We start from the raw sequence: 20,680 nt of genomic DNA, 5'->3' as shown, positions 1-20,680 counted from the left end.
CACGGGGCCTAGGTTCCGAGGGAAGGGTGGCCCGTTCAGAAATGCAGCACCAGGGTTTTCAGCGGTGGGTTGCCATCGGCCGAGGGAAAGTCTGCCGCCGGTGGCAGCTGTTCGTATTCGCGTACCGGGCGGCCGAGCTTGCTGGCGCAACGCAGCACCTGCTCGCGCCATTCGTCCATGGGCACTTTCGCCAGGTTGTTGCAGCACACCAGGGTGCCGTCCTCGGCCGTGGCGAGAATCGCCGGCTTGAGCAGGCTCTGGTAATCGCGCAGCAGGTCGACGGTGCCGAAGGCGCTCTTGGCCCAGGCCGGCGGGTCGAGAAACACCAGGTCGAACTGGCGTTGTTCCAGGCGCGGGTAGCTCGGCAGCTTCTGGCCACGGCGCGCGGCGATGGGCAGCCCGGCCCATTGCCGGATCGCCGGGAAGTAGTCCGATTGCACGAACTGCATGGCCGGCAGAGCCGGGTTGAGCGCGCCATTCTCGCGGCCCACCGCCAGGTTGCCTTCGGCGAAGTCGAGGTTGACCACCTCACTCGCGCCGCCGGCGGCAGCATTCAGGCCCACGCCGCAGGTGTAGGCGAACAGATTGAGCACGCTTTTGCCGGCGCTGTGGCGCTGCACCCAGCCGCGGGCGTTGCGCAGGTCGAGAAACAGCAGCGGGTCCTGCCCGGCATGGCGGCCACGCACCCTGTAGTTGAGCCCCCATTCCCGGCCCACCAGATCGACCAATGCGCTGTCATCGGCGACGTACACCGCGTCGCTGCGATCAATGCGCGAGTTGCCCTTGGAGCGGTCGTTGTAGACCAGCAGGGTGGTCAGTCCGAGGCTTTCGTTGATCTGGCCGTGCAGGGCAAGCAGCTCGTCGCGGCCGAGTGTCTGGTGAAAGCTCTGCACCATCAGCTGCGGGCCGTAGCGGTCGACGGTCAGGCCGCCGGCGCCCTCCTGGCTGCCATGGAACAGGCGATAGCAGTCGGTGCCCTGGGCGTGCAGGTCATTTAAAAGGTTTTCGCGGGCGGCGAGGGCGGCGCGCAGCGCCTGGTCAAGAGAAGGCACGCGCGGCGTCTCGGAAAAGGGAGGGCCGGCAGTTTAGCAAAAAAGCGCCGGCTGCCGGTTCACGGCCGATGTCTCAGAGCCTGTTCAAAGTCTCACGAGCTAGAGCAATGCAAGGCCTAGGCGGCCCCGCAAAAACAGGCGAGGACCGGTCGGAGTCGCGCTCGACTTTACGAGCTGTAAATGAGCAGTTCGACTGGGCTGGCAATCCAGCCTGTTTTTAACGCCGCAGTGCCGACGCGCAGCAGACTTTGAACAGGTTCTCAGGTCAGGGTGCCACGCGCCGCGCGGCTCGCTGCGCTGCGCTGTTGACCACCGCCCAGCGCAGCAGCTTGGCGGTGCGTCTGACGCCGGCGCGGATCACCGGGCGGCGCCAGGCGGCCTGATGTTCGCCGAGCAGCTCGCTGGCCCAGTCCGGCAGCAGGTCGACGCCGGCCTGCATCATCAGGCTGCCAAAGGGCTTGGCTAGAATGTTGGGCACCGGCGCGGCATACAGCAGCCGAACCACTTCGCGGGTGCGGTCATCGCATAGCAGCTGCGGGCGCATGCGCTGCAGATAATCGCCGATGGCCTGGCTGGATTTGGGCACGTTCTGGGCGCCCAGGCGTTCGGCGATCAGCGCCACCTCGCGGTAATAGCGATCCTGCTCGGCGACCGGCAGTTCTGGGTCCACATAGCGCAGGTAGCCGGCCAGAAACTGGCTGACTTCGGAGACGTGCACCCAGGTCAGCAACTCGGGATCGTACGCGGCATAGGGGCGGCCATCCGGCGCCTGGCCAACCACCTGCAGGTGGATGCGCCGCACCTTGTCGATCAGCTGCTCGGCGTCGTGCCGGCCGCCATAGGTGGTACCGGCGACGAACAGGCTGGTGCGCCGCAGGCGGCCGATCATGTCCTGGCGGAAGGTGGAGTGGTCCCACACGCCGGCCAGGGCCAGCGGGTGGAGCATCTGTAGCAGCAGGGCGGAGATGCCGCCGACCATCATTGAGGTGAAGTCGGCGTGGACCTTCCAGACCATCGATTCGGGGCCGAACAAACCGGCGTCGAAGCGCGGCTGATCAAGGTCGAGCACGCCCAAGGACGCGCCGGTAAGGCTGTGCACCTGCTTTTCGATCTGACGACGTAGGCTTTCCATGACGCGCAGTTTCAGCGCTTGCCCGATCCAAGGCAAGAGACTCCATGGCCTCACAAATGTCAGGCCATGGAGCGGGCGTCAGCTGTTGAGACGCTGTTCGATCAGACTGTCGACCACGCTCGGGTCGGCCAGGGTCGAGGTATCGCCGAGGCTATCCAGCTCGTTACAGGCGATCTTGCGCAAGATGCGGCGCATGATCTTGCCCGAGCGGGTCTTTGGCAGGCCCGGCGCCCACTGGATCAGCTCCGGCTTGGCGAAGCTGCCGATTTCCTTGCCGACCAGGCTTAGCAGCTCCTTCTTCAGTTCATCGCTCGGCTCCACGCCGTTCATGGTGGTGACGAAGGCGTAGATGCCCTGGCCTTTGACGTCATGGGGGTAACCGACCACGGCGGCCTCGGCCACGGCGTCGTGCAGCACCAGGGCGCTTTCCACCTCGGCGGTACCGATGCGGTGGCCGGAGACGTTGATCACGTCATCGATGCGCCCGGTGATCCACCAGTAGCCATCCTCGTCGCGGCGCGCGCCGTCACCGCTGAAGTAGTAGCCGGGGTAGGCGGTGAAGTAGGTGTCCAGCATGCGCTGGTGGTCGCCGTACACGCTGCGGATCTGGCTCGGCCAGCTGGCCTTGATCGCCAGTACGCCGGCGCCCGGGCCGTCGATCTCCTTGCCCTGTTCGTCGAGCAATACCGGCTGCACGCCGAAGAACGGCCGCGTCGCCGAGCCCGGCTTGAGGTCGGTGGCGCCGGGCAGCGGGGTGATCATGATGGCGCCGGTCTCGGTCTGCCACCAGGTGTCGACGATGGGGCAGCGCTGCTCGCCGACTACCTTGAAGTACCATTCCCAGGCTTCCGGGTTGATCGGCTCGCCGACGCTGCCGAGCAGGCGCAAGCTGCTGCGCGAGGTTTTCTTCACCGGTGCTTCGCCTTCACGCATCAGTGCGCGCAGGGCGGTCGGCGCGGTGTAGAAGATGTTCACCTGATGTTTGTCGATCACCTGCCAGAAACGCGAGGTATCCGGGTAGTTGGGCACGCCCTCGAAGATCAGGCTGGTGGCGCCGTTGGCCAGCGGACCATAGACGATGTAGCTGTGCCCGGTGACCCAGCCGACATCGGCAGTGCACCAGTAAATGTCACCGTCGTGGTAGTCGAACACGTACTTGTGGGTCATCACTGCCTGCAGCAGGTAGCCGGCGGTGCTGTGCAGCACGCCCTTGGGTTTGCCGGTGCTGCCGGAGGTATAGAGGATGAACAGCGGGTCTTCGGCGTCCATCGGCTCGGCGGGGCAGTCGGCGCCTACCTGCTGTATGGCCTCGGCGTACCAGAGGTCGCGCTTCTCATCCCAGCCGACCGCGTTGCCGGTGCGTTTCACCACCAGCACGGTGGAGACGTTGGGGCAGCTCGCCATGGCCTTGTCGACGTTGCTCTTGAGTGGTATCAGCTTGCCGCCGCGTACCGCTTCATCGGCAGTGATCACCGTGCGGCAGTCGGCGTCGAGAATGCGGTCGCGCAGCGCGTCCGGCGAGAAGCCGCCGAATACCACCGAATGCACGGCGCCGATGCGCGTGCAGGCGAGCATGGCGTAGGCCGCCTCGGGCACCATTGGCATGTAAATACAGACTCGGTCGCCTTTCTTCACGCCGCGTTTCTTGAGCACATTGGCCAGACGGCAGACCTGCTCGTGCAACTGCTTGTAGGTGATGGAGGCCGAATCCTTAGGATCGTCGCCTTCCCAGATCAGCGCCACCTGGTCGCCACGCTTGGCCAGGTGGCGGTCGATGCAGTTGTGGCTGATGTTCAGCTGGCCGCCGGAAAACCAGCGGATATCGCCTTTGCTCAGGCTGCCACTGCAGACTTCGTCCCAGGGTTTGAACCAGTCGAGAAAAGCCTTGGCCTGCTCGCCCCAGAAGGCCTGCGGGTCGTCGACCGACTGGCGATAGAGGCGTTGGTAGGCGGCGTCGTCGAGGTGGGTGTGCTGGCGAGCGGCGTCGCTGACGGGATAAATATGCGGGAGAGACATGGCGGGTACCTTTGTTGTTATGTCCGCGATAGACATCAAGGGTAGCAGCCAAGTTTTGAGGCGCTGTTGCCGAGTGACGCAAAGTGTTGCGGGCGCCCGGCAATGGGCGCCCGCAACAGGCATCACCCGCGATGACGACCGCGGAAATAGTTGATCAGCCCCTGGGTCGAGCCGTCTTCCGCGGCGCTCGGCTCGCTACCGACCATGCGCGAGTAGACGCCCTTGCCCAGCTCCTTGCCGAGCTCCACACCCCACTGGTCGAAAGCGTTGATGCCCCAGATGGCGCTCTGGGCAAACACCTTGTGCTCGTACAGCGCCACCAGTGCGCCGAGGCGGCGAGGGCTGATGCGCTCCAGCACCAGGGTGTTGCTCGGCCGGTTGCCGGGGATGACCTTGTGCGGCGCCAGGCGCTGCACGTCGTCTTCGTTCATGCCCTTGGCACGAAGTTCGGCCTCGGCTTCCTCGCGGGATTTGCCGAGCATCAGTGCCTGGCTCTGCGACAGACAGTTGGCGTACAGCCACTGATGGTGATCGGCGACCGGGTTGAAGCTCACCACCGGAACGATGAAGTCCGCGGGAATCAGCTGGGTGCCTTGGTGCAACAATTGATGATAGGCGTGCTGGCCGTTACAGCCCACGCCGCCCCAGATCACCGGGCCGGTGGCGCCGCTGACCGGGCTACCGTCCTGGCGCACGCTCTTGCCGTTGGACTCCATGTCCAATTGCTGCAGGTGCTTGGTGATGTTGCGCAGGTAGTGGTCGTACGGCAGGATCGCCTGGCTTTGGGCATCCCAGAAATTGCCGTACCAGATGCCCAGCAGGGCCATCAGCACCGGCATGTTCTGCTCGAAGGGCGCGGTCTTGAAGTGCATGTCCATGCTGTAGGCGCCGGCCAGCAGCTCCTTGAAGTTGGACATACCGATGGACAAAGCAATCGGAAGGCCGATGGCCGACCACAGCGAGTAACGGCCGCCCACCCAGTCCCACATCGGGAAGATGTTTTCCTCACGGATGCCGAAGCTCACCGCCGCCTCGCGGTTGCTCGATACGGCGATGAAGTGGCGGTATAGCTCGGCTTCCGAGCCGCCCTGGGCCAGGTACCAGCCGCGCGCGGCCTGGGCGTTCTTCAGGGTTTCCAGGGTGCCGAAGGATTTCGACGAAACAATGAACAGGGTGGTTTCCGCCTGCAACTTGGCCGACAGCTCGTGGAATTCGCTGCCGTCGATATTGGCCAGGTAATGGCAGCGCACGCCGCGCTGGGCGAACGGCAGCAGCGCCTCGGACACCAGCTGCGGGCCGAGGAAGGAGCCGCCGATGCCGATGTTCACCACATCGGTGATCGGCTTCTCGGTGTAGCCGCGCCAAAGGCCGCTGTGGATGCGCCCGACCAGTTCGGTCATCTGCTGCAGCACGCGCTGCACCTGGGGCATCACGTCCACGCCGTCGACCAGCACCTTGTCGCCCAGCGGCCGGCGCAGGGCGGTGTGCAGCGCCGGGCGGCCTTCCGAGGCGTTGAGTTTCTCGCCGTCGAACATGGCGCGGATCGATTGCTCCAGGCCGACTTCACGGGCCAGGGCCATCAGCAGAGCGATGGTCTCGTCGCTGGCCAGGTTCTTCGAATAGTCGAGAAACAGCCCGCAAGCGCTCAGGGAAAGCTGCTCGAAGCGCCGTGGGTTGGCGGCGAAGGCATCGCGCATGCTGAAGCGCTGCATGGCCTGGCGGTGCTGTTGCAGCGCCTGCCAGGTGGGAAGGGCAAGAACATCGAGCGGCTGACGGTGATACGCCATGGGGCTTCCTTGTTGGGGCTTGGGTTGGGGCAGGCTTCAGTGGTGATTGTGCATACTAAAAAGCCCGGATGAGTCTCCGGGCTTTCAGTGTAGGTGATGCGGTGGGTCAGTAGCTCTGATCCAGGCTAAAACTCAGGTTGTCGATCAGCCGGGTGTTACCCAGGTAGGCCGCCACCAGCACCACCAGCTCGCGGTCACCAGGGCTGACCGCACGCAGGCTCTGGGCTTCGCGCACTTCCAGGTAATCGGCGCGCAGACCAGCAGCGACGTGCTCCTGCTGTGCCGCAGCGATCAGCTTGGGCAGGTCGCGTTCACCGCTCTGGATGGCTTGGGCGATCTGCTGCAGCGAGCGGTAGAGCACGGCGGCGGTCTCGCGCTGCGCATCGCTCAGGTAGCCATTACGCGAGGACAGCGCCAGGCCACTCTCAGCGCGTACCGTCGGCTCGCCGATGATCTGGATCGGCATGTTCAGGTCGCGCACCATCGTGCGGATCACCGCCAGTTGCTGGAAGTCCTTCTGGCCGAACACGGCGATATCCGGCTGCACCATGTTGAACAGCTTGGTAACCACCGTGGCCACACCTTCGAAGTGCCCCGGGCGGCTGGCGCCACACAGGCCCTCGGACACACCGGGCACGCTGACGCGCGTCTGCTCGCCCATGCCGCCGGGGTACATTTCCTCGACATCCGGGTGGAACAGCAGATGGCAGCCCGCTTCGGTCAGGCGCTGCTGGTCGGCCTGCAGGGTGCGTGGGTATTTGTCGAGATCTTCGGCGGGGCCGAACTGCATCGGGTTGACGAAGATGCTGGCGACCACCAAGTCGGCGCACTGCGCGGCTTTTTCCACCAGCGCGGCGTGGCCGGCGTGCAGGTTGCCCATGGTCGGTACCAGGGCGATTTGTTTGCCTTGCTTGCGAGCCTCAGCGACGGCGGCGCGCAGCTCGCCCACGGTCTTGACGGTGTTCATGCGGAGAATCCGTGCTCTGCGGCAGGGAAGCTGACTGCTTTCACTTCTTTCACGTAGGCGGCGAGGGCATCCTGGATGCTCGGCTGACCGTGCATGAAGTTCTTCACGAACTTGGCCACCCGGCCGCTCAGCGACAGGCCGAGCATGTCGTGCAGCACCAGTACCTGGCCGTCGGTATCCGGGCCTGCGCCGATGCCGATCACCGGGACTTTCACTGCGCGGCTGATCTCGCCAGCGAGGTGGCTCGGCACGCATTCGAGCAGCAGCATGGCCGCGCCGGCCTGCTCCAGAGCGATGGCGTCGGCGACCATCTGGCGCGCCTGGTTGTGTTCGCGGCCCTGCACCTTGTAACCGCCGAGGATATTCACCGCCTGGGGCGTCAGGCCCATGTGCGCGCACACCGGCACGCCGCGTTCGGCAAGTTTGGTGATGGACTCGGCCAGCCAGGCGGCGCCTTCTACCTTGATCACGTGGGCGCCGGCCTGCATCAGCAGCCCGGCGTTGTGCAGGGTCTGCTCGACGGTGGCGTTGGCCATGAACGGCAGGTCGGCGACGATCAGCGCGCCGGCATTGCCGCGTTTGACGCTGGCGGTGTGGTAGACGGTATCGGCCATGCTCACCGGCAGGGTGCTGTCGTGCCCCTGCAGCACCATGCCTAGCGAGTCGCCGATCAGCAGCACTTCGACGCCGGCCTTGCTGCAGGCGTCGGCGAAGGTGGCGTCGTAACAGGTCAGCATGGTGATTTTCTCACCCTTCTGCTTGAGCGCTCGCAGGGTGGTCAGGGTTACATCAGGCATGAAGGTATCCTCACTCGGAACCTGTGCGGGCCTGTTGGGCAGGCTCTCGTGGCGCAGGTTCACGTTGGCATCGAAGGGGCAGCAATGCTGCTTCAATGTGGCCCCGGTGGGGGCAATGGGTGGCTATAGTCCCGATGGCAGGGGCGCAAGTCAATCGAATGTGTTACCGCGCTGTTACGCCGTTACCGCAGGCGTGTGCCCAGCGTATCAGGGCTGTAAACGCTCCAGACCTTCGAACGGGCAGGCCGCCAGCAGTTCGCTGAGATGGCGGCCGTCGGGCAGTTGCAGCCCGTCGGCAAGTTCCGCCAGCGGGTAGAGCACGAATGCGCGGGCGTGCATGTGATAGTGCGGCACGCGCAGGCGCGGCTCGTCGATCAGCCGTTGGCCGAACAGCAGGATGTCCAGATCCAGGGTGCGTGGTCCCCAGCGCTCATGGCGTTCGCGGCCCTGGTCCAGCTCGATGGCCTGCAGGGCGTCGAGCAGCTGCAGTGGCTCTAGCCCTGTCTCTAGTGCAGCGACGGCGTTGGTATAGCGGGGCTGGCCAGGCAGCAGCGAATCGCTGACATAGAAGGAGGACACCGCAGCCAGACGAGTGTCTGGCAATTGCTCCAGGGCCACCAGGGCCTGGCGCAGCTGTTCGGCGGGCTCGGCCAGGTTGCTACCCAGGCCGATACAGACGCGTTCCATCACTTACTCGCCGGCGCCGCCGTTCTGCGGCGCGCGCTTGCGCTTGCCGCCACCGCTGCGGCGACGCTTGCGCGGCGCGCTGCCAGGCTCGTCCTTGCTGGACAGATTGCGGATCATCACCCGGCGATCACTGTCGCTGGCGTCCTGATACTCGGTCCACCAGTCGCCCAGGCCGCCGGTTTCCTCGCCGGCGCTCTCGCGCAGCAGCAGGAAGTCGTAACCGGCGCGGAAGCGGGGGTTCTCCAGCAACAGATCGGCGCGCTTGCCGCTGCGGCGGGGCAGACGTTCCTGCATGTCCCAGATTTCGCGGATCGGCATGGTGAAGCGCTTGGGAACGGCGATGCGCTGGCACTGCTCGGCGATCAGTTCGTGGGCGGCTTCCTGCATGGCAGGAATGGCCGGCATGCCGCGCTCCTGCAGGCGAATCACCCGGGCCGGCAAAGCGGGCCAGAGCAGAGCGGCGAACAGGAAGGCAGGGGTGACTGGTTTGCCCTGATGGATGCGCAGGTCGGTGTTGTCCAGCGCGTTGCGGATCAGGGTGTCGGTGTATTCGGGGTTCTGCCGCAGCGCCGCGGCGCTGGCCGGGAACAGCTGGCCGAACAGGCCATAGTCGACTAGCAGATCGTAGGTGTAGATGGCGTAGCCGCTGAGGAACAGCTTGAGCACTTCATCGAACAGGCGCGCGGCCGGGATACCGCCCAGCAGGTGCGCCAGGTCGTGGATCGGGTCGGCGCTGTGCTTCTCGATGTCGAAGTCCAGTTTGGCGGCGAAACGCACGGCGCGCAGCATGCGCACCGGGTCTTCCTGATAGCGCTGGGTTGGGTTGCCGATCAGCCGTACCAGGTTGTTGCGGATGTCGTGCATGCCGTTGGCGTAGTCGAGAATCCGCTCGGAAACCGGATCGTAGTACAGCGCGTTGATGGTGAAGTCGCGGCGCTGGGCGTCGTCTTCCAGGGTGCCGTACACGTTGTCGCGCAGGATTCGGCCGCTCTCGTTGCGCGAAGACTGGTTGCTGTTCTCTTCCTCGTCGCCTTCCGGGTGGTTGGCACGGAAGGTCGCGGTTTCGATGATCTCGCGGCCGAAGTGCACGTGCACCAGCTTGAAGCGGCGACCGATTACCCGCGCATTGCGGAACTCGGCCCGCACCTGCTCCGGCGTGGCGCTAGTGGCGACGTCGAAATCCTTGGGCTCGATGCCCAGCAGCAGGTCGCGCACGCAGCCACCAACCAGATAAGCCTCGTAGCCGGCGTTCTGCAGACGCTCGACCACGCTGATGGCGTGGCGGCTGATCTGCCCGCGCTGGATCGGGTGCTGGTTGTTGTTCAGCACGTGCGGCGTGCTGTGAGGCTGGTGCGCACGGCGCAGCGGCGAGCGGAAGGACTTGAACAGCTTTTTCAGCATGGAGGGCACTGTATGGCGAATTGAGCGGCCAGAATAATGTAAAGGCGCAGAAATAGCGCGGATTCTAGCATCAGGTGACTTAGGGGCGTAAGCGGGGTGGCGGGCAGGCCGGGGCGGGAAACGACAAGGGGAGCCGAAGCTCCCCTTAAGTAGTGCGTTACGTCGTTCTTGTTATGCAGGCTGTTGTTCTTGTTGGGGTGCCTGTTCCGGATCAGGTCCGGAGTACCTCCCGAGTGGGAGCAAGAGCGAACGGATTATTTTGGATGCTGACGCTACCTCAGGCCCTGATCTTCACCCGTGGGTGCTGACCGTCGACATTTATTGTTGTTGTCTGTCTGGCTGTGGTGCCGAGAGGCGATCCTCTCCAAAATAATCAGTTAGCTGCGCCTTCTGCGATCTTGTTCTTATTGTGCTGAAGCCGTTACGTCTTATTTTTATTATCGTGGGTCATACTTGTTATTGTTGTTGTGCCAGAGATAAAGCATTCGGCGTGCCAGTTTTTATTTTTCCTTTAAAAACAATGGCTTGAGATTTTCGACTGTTTGCCGGGCAAAAAAAAGCCGGGATTCCGTTACCGTAAACCCCGGCTTTGTTACGTGTTGTCATGATCGGCGGTAACACCCGCCCTAGAGCGTGCGCGGCACTCTACTCGCTGGCCGCGCCCGACTTGCGACGTGGGATGCCCAGGCGCTGACGGCGTTCCCACAGGCACTTGCGGCTGATGCCCAGTTTGCGGGCCAGTTCGGTCTCGGTCATGTGGTCCTGATGCTCGAGGACGAAGTGCTGGAAGTAGTCTTCCAGTGACAGGTCTTCGCTGGGATCCTGGCTGGTCGCGTTGACCGCGGCGCTTTGCGTCGCCAGGCCCATGAACACGTCCTCGTCCAGATCCTCCAGCTCGATGTCGATGCCCAGCAGGTCGGCGTTGATTGTGCTGCTGTCGCAGAGGATCACCGAACGCTCGATGGCGTTCTCCAGCTCACGCACGTTGCCCGGCCAGCTGTAATGGTGGATGGCCTGCTCGGCATCCGGGCCGAAGTGCAGGTCGCTGCGGCCCATGCGCGCCGACTGGCGCGCCAGGAAGGCGCGGGCGATTTCCAGTACGTCGGCGCCGCGTTCGCGCAACGGCGGCAGCTTCAGGGCGATGACGTGCAGGCGGTAATAAAGGTCTTCCCGGAACTGGCCGGTTTTCGACAGGGTTTTCAGGTCGCGGTGGGTCGCGGCGATCAGGCGCACATCGACCTTTTGCGATTGCACCGAGCCGACCCGGCGGATCTCGCCCTCCTGCAACACGCGCAGCAGGCGCGCCTGGGCTTCCAGGGGCAGTTCGCCGATCTCGTCGAGAAACAGCGTGCCGCCGTCGGCCGCTTCCACCAGGCCGGCGCGGCTGGCGCTGGCCCCGGTGAATGCGCCTTTCTCGTGGCCGAACAGCTCGGACTCGATCAGGGTTTCCGGAATCGCTGCGCAGTTGACCGAAATCAGCGGCGCCTTGGCGCGCTTGGAGAGGTTGTGCAGGGCACGGGCGACCAGTTCCTTGCCGGTGCCGGACTCGCCCTGCACCAGCACGTTGGAGTCGGTGGGCGCGACTTTGCGGATCTTGCTGTACAGCTCCAGCATGGCCGGGCTGGAGCCGATGATGCCGATCTCGCCGGTGGCGGCCTTATCGGCTTTCTCGGCGCTGCGTGCCGTGGCCGGCGTGCCGGCAGCCTGATTGCGCGCCTCGCGGTCACGCAGGATGCGCGCCACGGCCTGGAGCATTTCGTCGTGGTCGAAGGGTTTGGCGATGTAGTCGACGGCGCCCATTTTCATCGAGTCGACCGCCGAGCGCAGACTCGCATAGCTGGTCATGATCAGCACCGGGGCACCCTGGGCCAGCTTGATCAGCTCGGTGCCGGGAGCGCCTGGTAGACGCAGATCGCTGACCACCAGATCGAAGCCGGGAATGTCGAAACGTTCCTGGGCTTCCTGTACCGAACCGGCCTCGCTGACCTGGTACTGGTTGCGTTCGAGCAGTCGACGCAGGGCGGAGCGGATAATGGTTTCGTCTTCGACGATCAGGATATGAGGCATGTAAACGAATTCTCTCGACGGTCTCCGAACCTGCTTCCTGGGGCTACAGCCAAACTGGGCCGCGCGCATCCCAGGAATGCGGTTCTTCGGAATTTAGTTCGCCAGTGGCATGGCCTCGATGTGCCGCGGCAGCGTCACCCGGATGCGGGTGCCACGTTGCTGCTCGGGGTCGATCGGGCTGTCGATTGTTATCTGGCCATAATGCTCTTCCACGATGGAATAGACCAGCGCGAGGCCGAGTCCGGTTCCTTTTCCGGGGTCCTTGGTAGTGAAGAATGGCTCGAACAGCCGGTCCATCACGCCCTTTGGAATTCCGCTGCCTTCGTCCTCGACGATCAGGTCGACAGTGTGTTCCGAAGCCTCGCTGCGCACGCGGATCGCGCCGCCAGCAGGCGAGGCGTCGCGAGCGTTGCTGAGCAGGTTGATCAGCACCTGGGCCAGGCGCTGTGGGTCGCCTCCGGCGCGGTGCGCGGGGTCGCACAGGTTGAAGAACTGCACGTCGACGCTGCGCCGATTGAGCGCCAGAAGACCGATGGCTTCCTGAGCGACTTCGGCCAGGCATACCGGTTCGTCCGCCTGCTGGTGGTTGCCGGAGTGGGCGAAGTTCATCAGCGAGTGAACGATACGTGTGACCCGCTTGGTCTGCTCGAGAATCTGCCCGCTGATTTCGGTCAGTTCCGGATCGCTTTCCCGTTCCTCGCGCAGGTTCTGCGCCAGGCAGGCGATGCCGGTGATCGGGTTGCCTATCTCGTGGGCCACCCCGGCGGCCAGGCGGCCGATGCTGGCCAGGCGCTCTGAATGCACCAGCTTGTCTTCGAGCATCTGCGTGTCGGTCAGGTCCTCGACCAGCAGCACCAGGCCGCTGTTACCGGGTGCCAGGGGCTCGTCGATGGCCGCCTTGTGCAGGTTCAGCCAGCGGGTCTGGCCATCGAGGGCCAGGCGCTGTTTGTGCAGGTGTTCGTCTGGATTTTCGATGAAGCTTTGCAGCAGTTCGCGCCAGGGCTCGGCGAGGGTTGACAGCCGCGAGCCGACGATGCGCTGGGCGGGAATCTCGGTGAGTTCCTCCATGGCCTTGTTCCACATCAGGATTTCGTGATCCTTGGCCAGCGAGCAGACGCCCATGGGCAGTTCCTGCAGGGTCTGGCGGTGGTAGCGGCGCAGGGCATCGAGCTCGGCGGCCAGGCCTGTGAGGCGCGACTGGTAATCCTCCAGGCGGCTCTCGATGAAGTGGATGTCCTCGGTCACGTAGCCTTCGCTGCCGGACTTGTAGGGCAGGAAGGATTCGATGATGTCCTGGGCGACGCTGGGGCCCATCAGCCCGGACAGGTTGGCCTCCAGGCGGTCGCGCAGACGGCGTAGGGCGTAGGGGCGGCTTTCGTCGAAGGGCAGGTGCAGGTCGCGCAGGGCCTGTTCGACCTCGCGCTGGGCGGTCTTGGCGCCGAGCGGCTTGGCCAGCTGGGCGGCGAATTCCTGGGGCGACAGGGCCAGCAGCTCGCGGCGTTGCGGGCGGCGCACGTTGTCTACCGCGCAGGCTTCGGCGGCGCTGTCTTCCTCGGGGCTGGAGTCGGTGAACACCGAAACCAGAGTGAACACCAGCACGTTGATGGCCAGCGAGGCGATGGCTGCCATGTGCCAGCTGCTGTCGTCGAGCACGTAGACCAGATCCAGCACCGGCACGTACAGGCCGGGCAGGGTGCCGATCAGCGGCAGCAGCATGCTCACCGACCACACCGCGATGCCAGCCAGCAAGCCGGCGATAAAACCGCGGCGGTTGGCGGTCGGCCAGTACAGCACCGAGAGCACGCCGGGCAGGAACTGCAGGGTGGCGACGAAGGAGACTATGCCCAGGTTGGCCATGTCCTGCTGGGCGTCGAGCAGGGTGTAGAAGGCGTAGCTGGCCAGGATGATGGCGACGATCAGCGCGCGGCGCGTCCACTTCAGCCAACGGTAGATGTTGCCTTCGGCCGGCGGCTGGTAGAGCGGCAGCACCACGTGGTTGAGCAGCATGCCGGACAGCGCCAGGGTGGTGACGATGATCAGCCCGCTGGAGGCCGACAGACCGCCGATGTAGGCGATCAGCACCAGCGCCGGGCTCTCCACTGCCAAGCCCAGGCCCAGGGTGAAATACTCCGGGCTGGTGGTCGAGCCCAGGCGCAGTCCGGCCCACAGCACCAGCGGCACGGCCAGGCTCATCAGCAGCAGGAACAGTGGCAGGCCCCAGCTGGCGCTGACCAGCGCGCGCGGGTTGAGGTTCTCGGTAAAGGTCATGTGGTACATGTGCGGCATGACGATGGCCGAAGCGAAGAACACCAGCAGCAGGGTGCGCCACGGGCCTTCCTGCAGCGGCGTATGCAGGCTGGAGAGCGCGGTCTGGTTGAGCACCAGCCATTGCTCCAGATCGCGCGGGCCGTCGAACACGGCATACAGCGCGTACAGGCCGATGGCGCCCATAGCCACCAGCTTGACCACCGACTCGAAGGCGATGGCGAACACTAGGCCTTCGTGCTTCTCCCGAGTGGCCAGATGGCGCGCGCCGAACAGAATGGTCACCAGGATGAACAGCCCGCAGAACGCCAGGGCGATCTGTGGCTGCACCGTCTCACGCGTGAGGATGCCGATGGCGTCGGTCACCGCCTGGATTTGCAGGGCCAGCAGCGGCAGCACGGCGACCAGCATGCACAGGGTGCTCAGCGCACCGGCCCAGGTGCTGCGAAAGCGGAAGGCGAACAGGTCGGCCAGCGACGACAGCTGATAGGTGCGGGTAATGCGCAGGATCGGGTAGAGCAGGACCGGGGCGAGCAGAAAGGCGCCGGTCACGCCCAGGTAGCTGGCCAGAAAGCCATAACCGTACTGATAGGCCAGACCGACGCTGCCATAGAAGGCCCAGGCGCTGGCGTACACGCCCAGCGACAGGGTGTAGGTCAGCGGGTGACGGATGAAACGACGTGGGATCAGCCCACGGTCGGCGCACCAGGCGACCGCGAAGAGGACCAGCAGGTAGGCGGCGCTGATCAGCATCAGCCCGCTGAGGCTAAAGCTCATCGGCATTCTCGGCTTGGCGCGTCAGGGGAGGCGGCGGGTTGGCGCATGGGCTCAGAGCTCGTCAGCATCGCGCTGGCTCTGCAGGACGAAGGTCACCACGATGAGGATCAGCCACAGCATGTAGGGGCGGTACCAGGCACCGTTGGGGTCGATCCACCAGTCCATGATGGCAGGCGAGAACAGGTAGATGCCGACTACCAGAATCAGAACCAATCGATAGATATACATGCCGCGTCTCGCTACTGAGTGTGGCGATGGTAACGGAAGCGCGGGGCGCTGGCGAAGGGGCATCGTTCGGCTGGCGCGTGGCGCAGCGCTGGCGCATATCTTGCTGGCTGATCAATGCCCATAGCGGCTACGCTTTTACCGCGCGTGGCGTTGCCGCGCCATCTACGCACTGCATTGGAATCTTCATGCCTGATCTGCTTGCCGGATACCTGCCTGACGGGGCGGCCTACGACGAACTGCTCGACCGCCAGGGGCAGGTGCGCCCGCACTGGCGGCCGGTGCTGAGCCAGCTGCGCCGCAACACGCCCGCGCAGTTGCAGCAGCGCCAGGCAATGGTGACCCGGCAGATCCAGGCCAACGGTGTTACCTACAACGTTTATGCCGATCCCGATGGCGCCGACCGCCCCTGGGAACTGGACCTGTTGCCAAACCTGATACCGGCGGCCGAATGGCAGACCATCGCCGCCGGCGTGGCACAGCGCGCGGGCCTACTCAACAAGGTGCTGGCTGATCTCTACGGCCCCCAGCATTTGCTGGCTGAAGGGCTGCTGCCGCCGGAACTGGTGTTCGGGCACGAGAGTTTTCTGTGGCCGTGCCAGGGCGTGCAGCCGCCCGGCAGCACTTTTCTGCATCTGTATGCGGTGGACCTGGCCCGTTCGGCAGACGGTCGCTGGCAGGTGGTCGCCGATCGCACCCAGGCGCCGGCCGGTGCCGGCTTCGCCTTGGAGAACCGGCAGATCATTTCGCGGGCCTTTCCCGAGCTGTACCGCGATCTTGGCGTGCAGCACCTGGCCGGTTTCTTCCGCACTCTGCAGGATACTCTGACCAGCCAGGCGCCGGCCGGTAACGACACGCCGCTGGTGGTGGTGCTGACCGCCGGGCGTTTCAACGAAAGCTACTTCGAGCACCTGTACCTGGCGCGCCAGCTCGGCTACCCACTGGTGGAAGGCAGCGACCTGACCGTGCGCGACGCCACGCTCTACCTCAAGACCCTTGCCGGCTTGCAACGCGTGCATGCGGTGTTGCGCCGGCTGGATGATGATTTCTGCGATCCCCTGGAGCTGCGCAGCGATTCGGCGCTCGGCGTGCCCGGGCTGCTGGAAGTGGTACGCCAGGGGCGCGTGCTGGTGGCCAATGCCCTGGGCTCCGGCCTGCTGGAGTCGCCCGGGTTGAGCGGCTTTCTGCCGGCGGTCAGCGAGCGTTTGCTCGGCGAGCCGCTGCTGTTGCCTGGTATCGACAGTGCCTGGTGCGGCGAGCCGCCGGTGCTGGCCAAGGTGCTGGAAGACTTGCCGAATTGGTTGATCCGGCCCTGTTCAGCAGCCCAGCGCTTGGCGCAGGGCCGCAATCCCGATGCCGAGCACCTGCGCCAGCAACCGGAGGCCTACGTTGCCCAGGCTTCCGTGCAGCTGTCCCGGGCACCGGTGTGGTTCGGTGAGGCCGGTGTGCAGCCACGTGTCATCGGCATGCGCGTGTTCGCCGTGGCCAGTGGCGACGGCTACCGGGTGATGCCAGGCGGCCTGACCCGTGCGGCCGTGGCAGGCGCAACCGACGTGATGTCCATGCAAAGTGGCGGCGTCAGCAAGGACACCTGGGTGCTGGGCGAGCGCCAGGCGCCGGGTGAGCAATGGCAGGGCACGCGTGCTCTGGGCGCTGCCGATCTGGTGCGCAGCGACCCCTACCTGCCCTCTCGGGTGGTGGAAAACCTGTTCTGGTTCGGGCGCTACAGCGAGCGCTGCGAGGACAATGCGCGGCTGTTGCGCATCATGTTGGCGCGTTACGTCGAAGACGATGATGACCCGCGGGCACTGCAGGCCATGTTCGCACTCGCCGAGACGCTCGGCACCTTGCCCGATGAGGCCCATGGCAGCCTGGAGGCGCGTTTGCGCGAAGCACTGCTCGGTAGCGAGTGGCCGGGCAGCGTGCGCGTCAACCTGCAGCGCCTGCAATGGACGGCCGGCAGCGTGCGCGGCAAGCTGTCCCAGGCCAACTGGCAGGCCATGGTCGAGCTGCAGCGCGATCTGCAGCAGCTGGAAGGCCGTGATGGCGACCTTGGCCAGCTGCTGGATGTGCTCAACCGGCTGATGATTTCCCTGGCTGCGTTATCCGGTTTCGCCCTTGACGACATGACTCGCGATGAGGGCTGGCGCTTTCTGATGATCGGCCGCTGTATCGAGCGCCTACAGTTTCTCTGCGACAGCATCGGCGGCTTCCTGCGCATCGGTACCAGTGACGACGCTGCGGCGCTGGACTGGCTGCTGGAGCTGGGCAACAGCTCGATCACCTATCGCACTCGCTATATGGCCAGCGCCCAGCTGATTCCGGTGCTCGACCTGCTGCTGCTCGATGAGCGCAACCCCCATGCCGTTCTGTATCAGCTGCGCCTGCTGCTGCGTGCCCTAAAACGCCTGGCCGAGCGCTTCGAGATGGAAGCCAATCCTGATCTGGCACAGCTCGAACGCCGTTTGAGCGCCTTCGACCTGCACAGCCTGGAAGATCCGCTGTTCGGCGCCGGCGGCGTTCGCGCGGTGCTCGACGGCCTGGCCGGGTTGCTCGCGGATATCGGTCAGGGCGCTGGCGCGGTCTCCGAGCAACTGAGCCTGCGGTTTTTTGCCCACGTGGCGGCCAGCCAGGGAACCCAGTCTTCATGAGCCGCCGTTACCAGGTGCTGCACGACACCCATTACCGCTACGCGGCGCCGGTTTCTCTGGCCCAGCAACTCGCGCATCTTTGGCCGCGGGAATGCGCCTGGCAGCGCTGCGATGCGCGGCAGCTGCTGGTCAGCCCCGAGCCCTGCCAGCGCCGCGATGGCGTCGACGTATTCGGCAATCCGCTGACCCGTCTGGCCTTCGAGCGGCCCCACGATGCGTTGCACGTGCGCGCACAACTGAGCGTCGAGGTGCTGCCGCGCAGCCCGGTCGACCTGCAGGGTTCGCCGTCCTGGAGCGCTGTGCGCCAGGCGCTGCGCTACCAGCGCCACGCCCTGTCCACCGAGATGCTGGACGCGGTGCGCTATCGATTCGCCTCGCCCTATGTGGGGCTGGATGTGGCCTTCAACGCCTTCGCGGCCGACTGCTTCGCGCCCGAGCGCCCGCTGCTCGAAGCCGTACAGGCGCTAATGCACAAGATCCATGGCGAGTTCGCCTTCGACGCCAGCGCCACCTTGGTGGCGACGCCGCTGCTGGCGGTACTCGAGCAGCGGCGCGGGGTCTGTCAGGACTTCGCTCACCTGATGCTCGCCTGCCTGCGCTCGCGTGGGCTTGCCGCCCGCTACGTCAGCGGCTACCTGCTGACCCAGCCGCCACCCGGGCAGGCGCGGCTGATCGGCGCCGATGCGTCCCACGCCTGGGTATCGGTGTATTGCCCGCACAACGGTTGGGTGGACTTCGACCCCACCAACAACCTGTTGCCGGCGCTGGAGCACATCACCCTGGCCTGGGGCCGCGATTTCGGCGATGTATCACCCCTGCGCGGGGTGATTCTCGGCGGTGGCCATCATGATCCAGTCGTTCAGGTCACGGTCACGCCGCTGTAGGGCGGGGTTCAGGCCGCGATCACGCGGAGCACGGCGACCAGCTGGAAGGCGCAGAAGAAGCCCAAGGCGATGCGCAGCGGGGTGGACAGGTTGGCGCCGAGGCTGTCGCGAAGTGGCTTGAGCATGAAACTCGGGGTCAGGGCCAGGCCGATCACCAGCGAGACCACGGCGAACATCGAAAAGAACTCGCTGCTCATCGGCGGCACGCCCGAGGCGAAACCGTACAGCAGGCAACCAATGGCCACGGCGAAAAAGGCCGCAGAAATCAGGCGCTCCTTGGGTGTCCAGGACGAAAAGTTCACGGGCAGGCTCCACAGGCGAAAACGTTGGGGCGCAGTATAAGGAATGGCGTCTGCCTGGGCAGCCGTCGGTAACAAAGTAGCGGCAGCGGGACGAACGGCGCGCTCGGCCCAAAGACCTGTTCACGATCCTTCGGCTCGACTTCGGGATGTTGACTGCAATGTGGCGAGAGCGGCATTTCACGAACTTGTGGGAAGGGCTTTAGCCCCGAGCTCTTTGTTTACCCTGATAAAAGACTCGAGGCTAAAGCCTCTCCCACAAAGATCCGTGCCTACCGTACGCTTTTGCTTTTTGCAGCCGCTTTATGTCGCCTAAAAAGACCGTGAACAGGCTCTAGAGAATGCCCGCCTTTTTCCAGGCCAAATAACGGTTGACCAGCTCCGGCCCCAGCTCGCCAGGACGCGCGTCGAGCACTGGCACGTTATGGGCTGCCAGGCGCTCATGCAGCGTGTTGCGGGCGTTGAGGTAATCCACCGCGCCGCAGTAGTTCAGCGCCGACTCGTAGTCCTGCACCTGGGTGTGGCGCAGGGTGTCGAGCACGTCTTCACGCAGGCTGGCGATCAGCACGCGGTGGCGGCGTTCCAGGCGTTTGACCGCGGCCAGCAGATCCTCGTCGTCCTCGTCGCGCAGGTTGGTGATCAGCACCACAAGGGCGCGGCGGCTCTGGCGTTTGAGCAGGGCGTCCACCGCGTCGCTGTAGTCGGCTGGGCGCTGGGTGCTCTGCAGGTCGTACACGGCGTTGAGCAGTACATTGACCTGGGCCTGGCCCTTGACCGGCGGCAGGTAGCGGCGTTGCTCGCTGGCGAAGGTCATCAGCCCTACGGCGTCGCCCTGGCGAAGGGCCACGTAGCTGAGCAGCAGGCTGGCGTTAAGGGCGTGGTCGAAGTGCGATAGCTCGTCGTCCTGGCTGCGCATCCGCCGGCCGCAGTCGAGCAGGAAAACAATCTGCTGGTCGCGCTCGTCCTGGTATTCGCGGGCGATCGGCGTGCGCTTGCGGGCGGTGGCCTTCCAGTCGATCTGCCGCAGCGTGTCGCCTTCACGGAATTCCCGCAGCTGGTGAAATTCCTGACCCAGGCCGCGACGCTGGCGCTGGCGCACGCCCAACTGGCTGATCCAGTCGTCCACGGCCATCAACTGGGCGCCGTACAGGCGGGCGAAATCCGGATAGACACGGGTTTCGTCGCGCGTCTCCAGGTGGCGACGCGACTGCCAAAGGCGCAGTGGGCTCGGCAGGCTGACTTCGCAACGCGGCAGCACGAAGTGGCCGCGCACCAGCGGGCGCACGCGGTAGCTGAAGCTGGTGTGTTCGCCAGGGCGCAGCTCGACCTGCTGGGGCATGTGCTCGACGGCCATGTCCTGGGGCGTGTGATCGAATACCTCGATGTGCAAGTCGTTCTTGTAACTGTGCTCGGCGCTCAGGCGCACGTCGCTCCAGCGGCCCAACGGCAGATTGCCCGGCAACTGGCGGGACAGGCGCGGCGAGGGCAGGCGGGACAGACGCAGGGCGTCGACCAGCGCCACGCCGGCGAGCAGCAGCAATGCGCCCCACCACAGGGTGGTGAGTCGCTCGGGCACGGCCACCGACAGCGCGTCCAGGGCGCCGAGCACGATGGCGACCACGAGCAGCCCGGCCAGCAGGCGCAGCAGGGTGGAGGAGGGCTTCATGCCGCTT

15 protein-coding genes are annotated in these 20,680 nt (G+C 65.1%); 2 read left to right on the top strand and 13 right to left on the bottom strand.

The annotated features are described in order from the left end of the window. Window positions 1–35 precede the first annotated feature (35 nt). The 11 genes from FB481_RS13800 to FB481_RS13750 form a co-directional block, all read right to left on the bottom strand. A complete protein-coding gene (locus FB481_RS13800) occupies window positions 36–1,052 on the bottom strand; it encodes a class I SAM-dependent rRNA methyltransferase (RefSeq protein ID WP_147176760.1) in 1,017 nt (338 codons plus the stop codon). Between the two features lie 265 nt (window positions 1,053–1,317). Beyond that, window positions 1,318–2,184: an oxygenase MpaB family protein gene (locus tag FB481_RS13795; RefSeq protein WP_147176759.1), complete on the bottom strand. Its 867-nt coding sequence runs from the start codon at window positions 2,182–2,184 to the stop codon at window positions 1,318–1,320. Between the two features lie 78 nt (window positions 2,185–2,262). Then, the gene (gene acs, locus FB481_RS13790; RefSeq protein WP_147176758.1) at window positions 2,263–4,200 is read right to left on the bottom strand and encodes an acetate--CoA ligase; all 1,938 of its coding nucleotides are present in this window, start codon (window positions 4,198–4,200) and stop codon (window positions 2,263–2,265) included. 122 nt (window positions 4,201–4,322) lie between these two features. Further along, a complete protein-coding gene (gene pgi, locus FB481_RS13785; protein ID WP_093505709.1) occupies window positions 4,323–5,987 on the bottom strand; it encodes a glucose-6-phosphate isomerase in 1,665 nt (554 codons plus the stop codon). Window positions 5,988–6,093: 106 nt separating this feature from the next. After that, window positions 6,094–6,954: a pantoate--beta-alanine ligase gene (panC, locus tag FB481_RS13780; protein ID WP_147176757.1), complete on the bottom strand. Its 861-nt coding sequence runs from the start codon at window positions 6,952–6,954 to the stop codon at window positions 6,094–6,096. Continuing rightward, window positions 6,951–7,751: a 3-methyl-2-oxobutanoate hydroxymethyltransferase gene (gene panB, locus FB481_RS13775; protein ID WP_147176756.1), complete on the bottom strand. Its 801-nt coding sequence runs from the start codon at window positions 7,749–7,751 to the stop codon at window positions 6,951–6,953. The genes panC and panB overlap by 4 nt, the downstream gene beginning before the upstream one ends. A gap of 207 nt (window positions 7,752–7,958) precedes the next feature. Next, window positions 7,959–8,438, bottom strand: a complete 480-nt coding sequence (gene folK / locus FB481_RS13770) for a 2-amino-4-hydroxy-6-hydroxymethyldihydropteridine diphosphokinase (RefSeq protein ID WP_147176755.1) — start codon at window positions 8,436–8,438, stop codon at window positions 7,959–7,961. A 3-nt stretch (window positions 8,439–8,441) separates the two neighbouring features. After that, complete coding sequence (locus FB481_RS13765; protein ID WP_093505717.1) at window positions 8,442–9,839, bottom strand: polynucleotide adenylyltransferase PcnB; 1,398 nt, start codon at window positions 9,837–9,839, stop codon at window positions 8,442–8,444. A gap of 645 nt (window positions 9,840–10,484) precedes the next feature. After that, window positions 10,485–11,906, bottom strand: a complete 1,422-nt coding sequence (locus FB481_RS13760) for a sigma-54 dependent transcriptional regulator (protein WP_147176754.1) — start codon at window positions 11,904–11,906, stop codon at window positions 10,485–10,487. Window positions 11,907–11,999: 93 nt separating this feature from the next. Beyond that, window positions 12,000–14,954 (bottom strand): sensor histidine kinase, encoded by a 2,955-nt coding sequence (locus FB481_RS13755; RefSeq protein WP_178109883.1) that lies wholly within the window; start codon window positions 14,952–14,954, stop codon window positions 12,000–12,002. Between the two features lie 45 nt (window positions 14,955–14,999). Next, window positions 15,000–15,176, bottom strand: a complete 177-nt coding sequence (locus FB481_RS13750; protein WP_013790070.1) for a hypothetical protein — start codon at window positions 15,174–15,176, stop codon at window positions 15,000–15,002. Between the two features lie 185 nt (window positions 15,177–15,361). Here FB481_RS13750 and FB481_RS13745 point away from each other — a divergent pair, with 185 nt between their 5' ends. Further along, the gene (locus tag FB481_RS13745; protein ID WP_147176752.1) at window positions 15,362–17,824 is read left to right on the top strand and encodes a circularly permuted type 2 ATP-grasp protein; all 2,463 of its coding nucleotides are present in this window, start codon (window positions 15,362–15,364) and stop codon (window positions 17,822–17,824) included. Then, window positions 17,821–18,708 carry a transglutaminase family protein gene (locus FB481_RS13740; protein WP_093505724.1) on the top strand — a complete coding sequence of 296 codons (888 nt, stop codon included), beginning with the start codon at window positions 17,821–17,823 and terminating at the stop codon, window positions 18,706–18,708. Before FB481_RS13745 ends, FB481_RS13740 begins: the two co-directional genes overlap by 4 nt. Window positions 18,709–18,716: 8 nt before the next feature. Here FB481_RS13740 and FB481_RS13735 read toward each other — a convergent pair whose 3' ends face one another. After that, window positions 18,717–19,010 carry a hypothetical protein gene (locus FB481_RS13735; RefSeq protein WP_093505726.1) on the bottom strand — a complete coding sequence of 98 codons (294 nt, stop codon included), beginning with the start codon at window positions 19,008–19,010 and terminating at the stop codon, window positions 18,717–18,719. Window positions 19,011–19,341: 331 nt separating this feature from the next. Beyond that, window positions 19,342–20,673, bottom strand: a complete 1,332-nt coding sequence (locus tag FB481_RS13730) for a DUF58 domain-containing protein (protein WP_147176751.1) — start codon at window positions 20,671–20,673, stop codon at window positions 19,342–19,344. Window positions 20,674–20,680 lie beyond the last annotated feature (7 nt).

The organism is Pseudomonas sp. AG1028 (assembly GCF_007993955.1).
Classification (GTDB): Bacteria; Pseudomonadota; Gammaproteobacteria; order Pseudomonadales; family Pseudomonadaceae; genus Aquipseudomonas; species Aquipseudomonas straminea.
The sequence above is the reverse complement of the archived record's forward strand: the minus strand, read 5'-3'. Positions and strand labels throughout refer to the sequence as shown.

What these genes read in the sequence shown, in the direction of transcription:
- panB (WP_147176756.1), bottom strand. Translation starts at nt 7,751, where the DNA reads ATGCCTGATGTAACCCTGACCACCCTGCGAGCGCTCAAGCAGAAGGGT.
- FB481_RS13750 (WP_013790070.1), bottom strand. Translation starts at nt 15,176, where the DNA reads ATGTATATCTATCGATTGGTTCTGATTCTGGTAGTCGGCATCTACCTG.
- FB481_RS13760 (WP_147176754.1), bottom strand. Translation starts at nt 11,906, where the DNA reads ATGCCTCATATCCTGATCGTCGAAGACGAAACCATTATCCGCTCCGCC.
- FB481_RS13795 (WP_147176759.1), bottom strand. Translation starts at nt 2,184, where the DNA reads ATGGAAAGCCTACGTCGTCAGATCGAAAAGCAGGTGCACAGCCTTACC.
- FB481_RS13740 (WP_093505724.1), top strand. Translation starts at nt 17,821, where the DNA reads ATGAGCCGCCGTTACCAGGTGCTGCACGACACCCATTACCGCTACGCG.
- folK (WP_147176755.1), bottom strand. Translation starts at nt 8,438, where the DNA reads ATGGAACGCGTCTGTATCGGCCTGGGTAGCAACCTGGCCGAGCCCGCC.
- FB481_RS13730 (WP_147176751.1), bottom strand. Translation starts at nt 20,673, where the DNA reads ATGAAGCCCTCCTCCACCCTGCTGCGCCTGCTGGCCGGGCTGCTCGTG.
- FB481_RS13755 (WP_178109883.1), bottom strand. Translation starts at nt 14,954, where the DNA reads ATGCCGATGAGCTTTAGCCTCAGCGGGCTGATGCTGATCAGCGCCGCC.
- pgi (WP_093505709.1), bottom strand. Translation starts at nt 5,987, where the DNA reads ATGGCGTATCACCGTCAGCCGCTCGATGTTCTTGCCCTTCCCACCTGG.
- FB481_RS13765 (WP_093505717.1), bottom strand. Translation starts at nt 9,839, where the DNA reads ATGCTGAAAAAGCTGTTCAAGTCCTTCCGCTCGCCGCTGCGCCGTGCG.
- panC (WP_147176757.1), bottom strand. Translation starts at nt 6,954, where the DNA reads ATGAACACCGTCAAGACCGTGGGCGAGCTGCGCGCCGCCGTCGCTGAG.
- acs (WP_147176758.1), bottom strand. Translation starts at nt 4,200, where the DNA reads ATGTCTCTCCCGCATATTTATCCCGTCAGCGACGCCGCTCGCCAGCAC.
- FB481_RS13745 (WP_147176752.1), top strand. Translation starts at nt 15,362, where the DNA reads ATGCCTGATCTGCTTGCCGGATACCTGCCTGACGGGGCGGCCTACGAC.